The following is an 8,256-nucleotide window of genomic DNA, read 5'->3' as shown; positions in this document are numbered from 1 at the left end:
GTTGGCGAAAACGACCACCTGGCTGCGCGCCGCCCTGGCGCGAGGCCGCTTGGGCGGCTCGACGCCCCCTTCGGGACGCAGCGCCTGCGCCGGCGAGCGCGGGATCGGCCGCCCGCCCACATCGGCGGCGACTGGATCGTCGGGCTCGGGCGGCGGCTTCGGCCGGGCCCGGCCAAAACGGATATCGTCACTCACGCGCGCTTCCCCTGACCATTGCCCTTTGCCCGTTGCCGGTCCGTGTCCGGATTACGCGTTCCCGGACCGGAGCGCGGGCGGGGCGCAACGGGCGGGAGGCGGCATTCAAGACTGCCGATTGTGCGCATCGGCATGCACAATAAAAGCCTTTATGGCGAAAAACCGGTGGCAAGGCAGCCTTCCGCGGAACGCTCAGGCATCGTGGCGCCGCAGGACGAGCGAGGCGTTGGTGCCGCCGAACCCGAACGAGTTGGACAGGACGATCTCGACGCTGCGCGCGCGCTTTGCGTGCGGGACCAGATCGATCGCGGTCTCCACGTCGGGATTGTCCAGATTGAGCGTCGGCGGCACGACCTGATCCCTGATCGACAGCGCGCAGAAGATCGCCTCGACGGCGCCCGCCGCGCCCAGAAGGTGACCGATGGACGATTTGGTCGAGGACATGGAGACCCTGCCGGCGGCATTGCCCAGAACGCGCTCGACAGCGCCGAGCTCGATCGTGTCGGCCATGGTCGAGGTGCCGTGCGCGTTTATGTAGTCGATCTCGGCGGGCGCGACGCCGGCCCGCTTGAGCGCCGATTTCATGCAGCGCTCGGCGCCCTCGCCGTCCTCGGACGGCGCGGTGATGTGGTGGGCATCGCCCGAAAGGCCGTAGCCGATCACTTCGGCATAGATCTTGGCGCCGCGCGCCCTGGCATGCTCCAGCTCCTCAAGCACGACGATGCCGGCGCCCTCGCCCATCACGAAGCCGTCGCGATCGCGGTCATAGGGGCGCGAGGCGGCGGCCGGGTCGTCGTTGAACTTGGTGGCCAGCGCCTTGCAGGCGGCAAAACCGGCCAGCGAGATGCGGCAGACGGGCGATTCGGCGCCGCCGGCGACCATCACGTCGGCGTCGCCTAAGGCGATCAGCCGGCTGGCGTCGCCGATGGCGTGCGCCCCGGTCGAGCAGGCGGTGACCACCGCGTGGTTGGGGCCGCGCAGCCCGTGCCGGATCGAGACCTGCCCGCTGACCAGATTGATCAGCCGGCCGGGAATGAAGAAGGGAGAGACACGGCGCGGCCCGCGGTCGCGCAGCACATAGCCGGTCTCGACGATGCCTTCGATGCCGCCGATGCCCGAACCGATCAGCACGCCCGTGGCGATCTGGTCGGCGTCCTTTGCGGGATGCCAGCCCGCATCGTCCAGCGCCTGGTCGACGGCGGCCACGCCGTAGACGATGAAGTCGTCGACCTTGCGCTGCTCTTTGGGCTCCATCCAGTCGTCGGCGTTGTAGGTGCCGCCCGACCCGTCGCCGAACGGCAGGCGGCAGGCGATCTGCGCGGGCAGATCGTCGACCTCGAACTCAGTGACCTTGCGCGCCGCGCTCTGGCCGGCAAGCAGGCGCGACCAAGACAGCTCGGCGTTCGCCGCAAGGGGCGAAACCATGCCGATCCCGGTTATGACAACGCGCCGCATTCGCATCCCAGGTAAGCGCCGGGCACGCCAAACGCGGCCCGGCGGCCGATCAGGCGTTGGACTTTTCGATGAACTTGACCGCGTCGCCCACGGTCAGGATGGTCTCGGCCGCATCGTCGGGGATTTCGACGCCGAACTCCTCCTCGAAGGCCATGACGAGTTCGACCGTATCGAGGCTGTCCGCGCCAAGATCGTCGATGAAGCTGGCGCTTTCGCCGACCTTTTCGGCGTCGACCCCCAGATGCTCGACGACGATCTTCTTGACCCGATCTGCAACGTCACTCATGTCGGAAATCCTCGTTTGATACGATTTAGTTCGCCCGTGACTATCCGCACCCGTCAGCCTAATCAAGTTGAAACACGGGGGCGAAACGAAGTTTGTGGACGGCTCGAAGGCCGGGTCCGAGCGTCAGATCATGGCCATGCCGCCATTGACGTGGAGCGTCTGCCCGGTGATGTAGCCGGCCGCATCGGAGGCCAGGAACGCAACCGCGGCCGCCACCTCGGCGCCCGTGCCCATGCGCTTCATGGGGATGGCGCCCATGATCGCGCCGGTCTGCTTTTCGTTCAGCTTGCCGGTCATCGCAGTCTCGATGAAGCCGGGCGCGACACAGTTGACCGTTACGTTGCGCGAGGCGATTTCCTGGGCGAGCGATTTGGAAAAACCGATCATGCCCGCCTTGGAGGCGCAATAGTTTGCCTGGCCGGGATTGCCGGTGACGCCGACAACGGAGGTGATGTTGACGATCCGCCCGGCCCTGCGCCGCATCATCGGGTGGGTCAGCGCGCGGCTCAGCCGGAAGACGGCGGTCAGGTTGACCTCGATCACCGTGTCCCAGTCGGCATCGGACATGCGCACGAACAGCCCGTCGCGGGTGATGCCGGCATTGTTGACCAGAATGTCCACCCCTTCGAGGGTCTCCTCGGCGGTCCTGGCGAGCGCGTCGACCGCCTCGCGGTCGGACAGGTCGGCCGGAAGGACGTGCGCGCGGCCGCCCAGGTCCGCGGCGAGCCGATCCAGCTTTTCGGCGCGCGTTCCGTGCAGGGCCACGATGGCGCCCCGCTCGTGCAGCGCGCGGGCGACCGCCTCGCCGATGCCGCCGGACGCACCGGTCACCAGAGCCTTGCGGCCGCTCAGATCGATCATGTCACCCCCCGTACATTGTTGGCGCGGCCCGACCGGCGGTCAGGCGCTTTGATCGAGAAACGCTCTTACATCGGCAGGCGTGGTGATGGCAACGGCGTCAATGCGGCGGTCGATGCGTCGGGCAAGGCCCGTCAGCACCTTGCCCGCACCGGCCTCGACCATCCGCGTGACGCCCTGGGCGGTGAAATGCCCGGCGGTCTCGCGCCAGCGCACCTGCCCGGTGACCTGGCGCACGAGGCTGTCGACGATCGCCTCGGGATCGGCGACCGGCGCCACCGTCACATTGGCGACGACCGGCACCATCGGCGTCGACACCCGCACGTTCGACAGGGCCTCGGCCATGGCATCGGCGGCCGGCGCCATCAGCGCCGAATGGAAGGGCGCCGAGACCGGAAGAAGCCTGGCGAGCCTGGCACCCTTGTCGCTTGCATGCCCGGCGGCCCGCTCGACCGCCTCCCTCGTGCCGGAAATGACGATCTGGCCGCCGCCATTGTCGTTGGCGATCTGGCAGACGCCCTCGCCGGCCGCTTTCTCGCACAGCGCCCGCACGGCCTCGTGATCGAGCCCGACGATGGCGGCCATGGCGCCCTTGCCGACCGGCACGGCCGCCTGCATGGCGTTGCCGCGCACCCGCAAAAGACGCGCGGTGTCGGCGAGCGTGAAGGTGCCGGCGGCGGCATGGGCCGAATATTCGCCCAGCGAATGGCCGGCCACGAAGGCCGCCTTCTCCCACACCTTGTAGCCATTGGCTTCGAGCACGCGAACGACGGCCATGGACACGGCCATCAGCGCCGGCTGGGCGTTGGCCGTCAGGGTCAGCGTCTGCTCGGGGCCTTCCCACATGATCTTGCAAAGATGTTCGCCGAGCGCGGCGTCCACCTCCTCGAACACGGCGCGCGCCTCGGGGAAGGCGTCGGCCAGATCCCTGCCCATGCCGACGGCCTGGGAGCCCTGGCCGGGAAATGTGAATGCAACGCTCATCGGAACCTCGCGCAAAGCGCACGCTTGGTGCGCAGAATCGGCGCCACTGTCAAGCCGAAGCGACGATCGCGCGAACATCCGGCGCGATTGCCCGACGCGCAGCAAAGGGCTTGCAAAGGCCACGATCGCGGCCTTGCCTGGCGGTATTGGCCTGCCGCCGGACGGCGCCCCTTCGATCGCAAAGGCGACCCCCTTGCCCCCGGCGGGAATTTGTGTATATGGGCGCCAGCCGGTCGGCCGGGGGCTGAACGGAGGGCGTCTTCCGCGTTGCGGGGGCCGTTTTGCCCGGAGCAAGCCGGGCGCCTCCCGATGATCCCGCTCTCGATCCGTCGACTTCGCCTTTCGTGCCGCGCGTGCGGCCCGTGCGGGCAGGAGGCTTAGACGCCGACGGGCTGGAACGAAACGGAAGGCAAGAGCAAGATGCCACTTTACGAACATGTGTTCCTGGCGCGCCAGGACATCTCCTCCAACCAGGTCGAGGAACTCGTCGACCGGTTCAAGGGGATCATCGCCGAGCATGGCGGCAGCGTCGACAAGGTCGAAAGCTGGGGCGTGAAATCGCTGCAATTCCGCATCCGGAAGAACCGCAAGGCGCACTATACGCTGATGAACGTGAACGCGCCGGCCGCCGCCGTGCACGAGCTGGAGCGCCAGCAGCGCATTCACGAGGACGTTCTTCGCTACATGACGGTCAAGGTCGAGGCGCTGGAAGAGGGTCCCTCGGCGATGATGCGCCGCGACGAACGGCGGGACCGCGACCGCGGACCGCGCCGCGACGGCGGGCCGCGTCGTGACGGCGGGCCGCGTGCTCCAAGGGCCGAAGGAGGGCCGCGCTGATGGTCGATATCAACCAGCTTCCCACGCGTCGGCCGTTCCATCGCCGCCGCAAGACCTGCCCGTTCTCGGGCGCCAACGCTCCGAAGATCGACTACAAGGACGTCAAGCTCCTGCAACGCTACGTTTCCGAGCGCGGCAAGATCGTGCCCTCGCGGATCACGGCCGTCTCGATGAAGAAACAGCGCGAACTGGCCAAGGCCATCAAGCGCGCGCGTTTTCTGGGCCTTCTGCCCTACGTGACGAAATAGGGCCACACGGGCGGGCCATGGTCGGGCCAAGCCCGAGCATGACGAACCGGAGAAAAGCCGGGGCGGACCCGGCGCGAAGACAAAACCGAGTTGGGGCCGGCGCGTCCGGTCCCTAACTGCATGAACGCAGGACAGCGACCATGAATGCCAATCTGATCGGCATCGGCCTGCTCGCGGGCTCGGCAACCGCCCTTTTGTGCCTGGGCGTGGCGGCCGGCTCGGGCCTGTCGGTCGCCCTTTATTTCCTTTCGGCGGTGCCGCTGATGGTGGCCACGCTCGGCTGGGGCTTTGCGGCCGGCCTGGCCGGGGCGCTCGTCGCCACCGTGGCGATCGCCGCCTTCGCCAACGTCCAGTTGGCGATCTACATCGTCATGACGACGATCCTGCCGGCGACGGCGGCGGGCTACTGGATGCACCTTGCCCGGCCGGCCGAGGAGGTCGGCGGGCCGTCCGGGCAACTCGCCTGGTATCCGCTTTCCGACGTCATCGTCCGACTTGCCGTCATCACGGCGGGCGCCTTCATCGTCGCCGGCATCCTGATCGGCTACGGGCCGGCGCTGGTCGAGGAACTGGTCGGCGAGATGATCGGGCGGCTCCAGGAGGCCAATCCCGAATTCGCGTTCACGCCCGAGGGGCGCGAGAGCCTTCTTTCCTTCATGACCGGCGCGATCCCCTTCATGCAGCCGGCGCTGTGGCTGATGGTGCTGATCGGCTCGCTCTATCTGGCGCTGGCGATCACGCGCGCCTCCGGCCGGCTCAAGCGACCGCGCGACGACTGGCCGGCCGCGCTGCGCCTGCCGCGCGCCGGCTCGATCATCCTTGCCGTCGCCATCGCCACCAGCTTCATCGGCGGCCCTGTCGGGCTTGCCGCCACCGCCGCTTCGGGAGCGCTCGTCGGCGGCTTCACCCTGGCCGGCCTCGCCGTCTTCCACCAGCGCACGCGCGGCCAGCCCTGGCGGCCGTTGGCGATGATCGTCGTCTACGGCGCGGTGCTGGTCACGCTGGTCGCCGCGCTGCCCTTCTTCCTCCTGGGGCTTTTCGCCACGGCCCGTCCGATGCCGGTCTCGCCCGGAGGCGGCGCGCGGCCGCCCTCTGGGGGCCCGCCCGCTTCCGCCTGAACGCCATCCAATCCATAAGCAACGCCTATATTCGACGTAAAGGAACACGGATCATGAAAGTCATTTTGCTCGAACGCATCGCCAGGCTCGGCTCGATCGGCGACGAGGTTACCGTCAAGCCGGGCTTTGCCCGCAACTATCTGCTGCCGAGCGGGCGCGCGCTGCGCGCCAACGAGGCCAACCGGGCGCGCTTTGCCGCCGAGCGCGAGCAGATCGAGGCGCGCAACGCCGAGCGCAAGGCCGCCGCGGCCGGCATCGCCGAGGACCTTGACGGCAAGGACTTCGTCGTCGTCCGCTCGGCCGGCGAGACCGGCCAGCTCTACGGTTCGGTGTCCACGCGCGACATCGCCGACTTCCTATCCGAGGCGGGCTTTTCGGTCGGCCGCAACCAGGTGGAGCTGAAGGCCCCCATCAAGACGATCGGCCTGCACGAGGTCGACATCGCGCTGCATCCCGAGGTCGAGACCAGGATCACGCTGAACGTGGCGCGCTCGGCCGAGGAGGCCGAGCGCCAGGCGGCGGGCGAGGACCTGTCCTCGGCCGAGGCGATCTACGGCGCCGACGAGGACGCGTTCGAATCGCTGGCCGACTTCGACGACGAGGGCCTTCCGGTGGAGCGCGAAGCGCTTGAGGACGAGGCCGCACCGGCCGAGCCGGACGAAGAGCCGGTTTCGGCCTGACCGCGCCGCCCGACCCGCGCCATGCAGGCCCGGTGCCCCGCGCGCCGGGCTTTTGTATGATTGTTGCGATTCGGGGCCCAGATGATGGTCAAGGACCGCCGACGATTTCGCCCCTTCTGGACAGGGCGCTGTGAGTCAGTGTGAATTCGGTGCGGTTCGCAAAAGGCCGCTTGGCCCGCCGCGCCACGGCGCTATAGATCGCGCTCGGACGATGAAAGAGACCGATGGCCGACGCAGCCCTTCACCTTGCGACCCCCGAAACCGGCGATACCGCGCTCTATCGCGAGCCGCCGGGCAACATCGAGGCCGAGCAGGCGCTGCTGGGCGCGATCCTGGTCAACAATGACGCCTTCTACCGCGTCTCCGACTTCCTCAAGCCCGAACATTTCCTGGAGCCGCTGCACCGGCAGATCTTCGCCGTCGCCGGCGAGCAGATAAGGCTGGGCAAGACATCGAACCCCGTCACGATCAAGACGTTCCTGCCGGCCGACGAAAAGGTCGGCGAGATGACGGTGGCGCACTATCTGGCGCGCCTGGCCGCCGAGGCGGTCACCATCATCAATGCCGAGGATTACGGCCGGGCGGTCTATGATCTGGCGATCCGCCGCGCGCTGATCGGCATCGGCGAGGACATGGTCAACATCGCCTTCGACGCGCCCGTCGAGATGGCGCCGGGCGAGCAGATCGAAGATGTCGAGCGGCGCCTGTTCGAACTGGCCGAGACAGGCCGCTACGATGGCGGGTTCGAACCGTTCAACGAGGCGGTGCGCGGGGCCATCGACATGGCCAACGCCGCCTTCCAGCGCGACGGGCATCTTTCGGGCATCGCCACGGGCCTTCATTCGCTCGACGCGCGCATGGGCGGGCTGCAACCCTCCGACCTGGTGATCATCGCCGGCCGTCCCGGCATGGGCAAGACGTCGCTGGCCACCAACATGGCCTTCAACATCGCCCACGCCTTCAAGGGCGAGCAGCAGGCCGACGGCTCGGTGAAGGCCGTCGATGGCGGCGTGGTCGGCTTCTACTCGCTGGAGATGAGTTCCGAGCAGCTCGCCACGCGCATCATCTCCGAGCAGACCGAGATTTCCTCGTCCAAGATCCGGCGCGGCGACATCAACGAGGCCGATTTCGAAAAGCTCGTCGGCTGCGCCAGCGTGATGCAGCGGCTGCCGCTCTATATCGACCAGACCGGCGGCATCTCCATTGCGCAACTGTCCGCGCGCGCGCGCCGCCTCAAGCGCCAGCGCGGCCTCGACGTGCTGATCATCGACTATGTGCAGCTCATGTCGGGCAGTTCGGCCAAGGCGAGCCAGAACCGGGTGCAGGAAATCACCGAGATCACCACCGGCCTGAAGGCGCTGGCCAAGGAGCTGAACGTGCCGATCATCGCCCTGTCGCAGCTCTCGCGCCAGGTGGAAAGCCGCGACGACAAGCGCCCGCAACTGTCGGACCTGCGCGAATCGGGCTCGATCGAACAGGACGCCGACGTCGTCCTGTTCGTCTATCGCGAGGAATATTACGTCAAGAACCAGGAGCCGCGCCGCGCGGCCGACATCAAGACCGAGGACTATATCGCCTGGGAGGAGAAGATGCGC

The 8,256-nt window shown here is 67.9% G+C and carries 9 protein-coding genes and 1 pseudogene; 5 read left to right on the top strand and 5 right to left on the bottom strand.

All coding sequences use genetic code 11. From position 1 onward, the window contains the following. From AC5E6L_RS12210 to fabD, 5 genes and pseudogenes are all read right to left on the bottom strand, one after another. Positions 1-195: pseudogene (locus AC5E6L_RS12210) on the bottom strand (endolytic transglycosylase MltG); the annotation flags it as partial. Between the two features lie 192 nt (positions 196-387). Then, a complete protein-coding gene (gene fabF / locus AC5E6L_RS12205) occupies positions 388-1,650 on the bottom strand; it encodes a beta-ketoacyl-ACP synthase II (RefSeq protein WP_491773612.1) in 1,263 nt (420 codons plus the stop codon). Positions 1,651-1,699: 49 nt separating this feature from the next. After that, on the bottom strand, positions 1,700-1,936 hold the full coding sequence (locus AC5E6L_RS12200; protein WP_491229229.1) for an acyl carrier protein: 237 nt from the start codon (positions 1,934-1,936) through the stop codon (positions 1,700-1,702). A gap of 123 nt (positions 1,937-2,059) precedes the next feature. Next, on the bottom strand, positions 2,060-2,797 hold the full coding sequence (gene fabG, locus AC5E6L_RS12195; protein WP_491229230.1) for a 3-oxoacyl-[acyl-carrier-protein] reductase: 738 nt from the start codon (positions 2,795-2,797) through the stop codon (positions 2,060-2,062). A 39-nt stretch (positions 2,798-2,836) separates the two neighbouring features. Beyond that, positions 2,837-3,778 carry an ACP S-malonyltransferase gene (gene fabD / locus AC5E6L_RS12190; RefSeq protein ID WP_491229231.1) on the bottom strand — a complete coding sequence of 314 codons (942 nt, stop codon included), beginning with the start codon at positions 3,776-3,778 and terminating at the stop codon, positions 2,837-2,839. A 420-nt stretch (positions 3,779-4,198) separates the two neighbouring features. On the opposite strand from fabD, the gene rpsF reads away from it, so the two are divergent. From rpsF to AC5E6L_RS12165, 5 genes are all read left to right on the top strand, one after another. Next, positions 4,199-4,615: a 30S ribosomal protein S6 gene (gene rpsF / locus AC5E6L_RS12185; protein ID WP_491773609.1), complete on the top strand. Its 417-nt coding sequence runs from the start codon at positions 4,199-4,201 to the stop codon at positions 4,613-4,615. Next, entirely contained in the window at positions 4,615-4,863 is a 249-nt protein-coding gene (gene rpsR / locus AC5E6L_RS12180) for a 30S ribosomal protein S18 (protein WP_109765870.1), read from the top strand. The genes rpsF and rpsR overlap by 1 nt, the downstream gene beginning before the upstream one ends. Positions 4,864-5,003: 140 nt before the next feature. Then, entirely contained in the window at positions 5,004-5,981 is a 978-nt protein-coding gene (locus AC5E6L_RS12175) for a DUF2232 domain-containing protein (protein ID WP_491229233.1), read from the top strand. A 53-nt stretch (positions 5,982-6,034) separates the two neighbouring features. Further along, the gene (rplI, locus tag AC5E6L_RS12170; RefSeq protein ID WP_491229234.1) at positions 6,035-6,661 is read left to right on the top strand and encodes a 50S ribosomal protein L9; all 627 of its coding nucleotides are present in this window, start codon (positions 6,035-6,037) and stop codon (positions 6,659-6,661) included. A gap of 224 nt (positions 6,662-6,885) precedes the next feature. Further along, the coding region (locus tag AC5E6L_RS12165) for a replicative DNA helicase (RefSeq protein ID WP_491773606.1) at positions 6,886-8,256 on the top strand (1,371 nt) is incomplete at its 3' end.

It is taken from the genome of Roseitalea sp. (assembly GCF_984466335.1).
Note: the sequence above shows the minus strand (reverse complement) of the source record. Positions and strands in the feature narration are given on the sequence as shown.

Coding starts and splice junctions, on each gene's coding strand:
- fabF (WP_491773612.1), bottom strand. CDS start 1,650: ATGCGGCGCGTTGTCATAACCGGGATCGGCATGGTTTCGCCCCTTGCG.
- AC5E6L_RS12200 (WP_491229229.1), bottom strand. CDS start 1,936: ATGAGTGACGTTGCAGATCGGGTCAAGAAGATCGTCGTCGAGCATCTG.
- fabG (WP_491229230.1), bottom strand. CDS start 2,797: ATGATCGATCTGAGCGGCCGCAAGGCTCTGGTGACCGGTGCGTCCGGC.
- fabD (WP_491229231.1), bottom strand. CDS start 3,778: ATGAGCGTTGCATTCACATTTCCCGGCCAGGGCTCCCAGGCCGTCGGC.
- rpsF (WP_491773609.1), top strand. CDS start 4,199: ATGCCACTTTACGAACATGTGTTCCTGGCGCGCCAGGACATCTCCTCC.
- rpsR (WP_109765870.1), top strand. CDS start 4,615: ATGGTCGATATCAACCAGCTTCCCACGCGTCGGCCGTTCCATCGCCGC.
- AC5E6L_RS12175 (WP_491229233.1), top strand. CDS start 5,004: ATGAATGCCAATCTGATCGGCATCGGCCTGCTCGCGGGCTCGGCAACC.
- rplI (WP_491229234.1), top strand. CDS start 6,035: ATGAAAGTCATTTTGCTCGAACGCATCGCCAGGCTCGGCTCGATCGGC.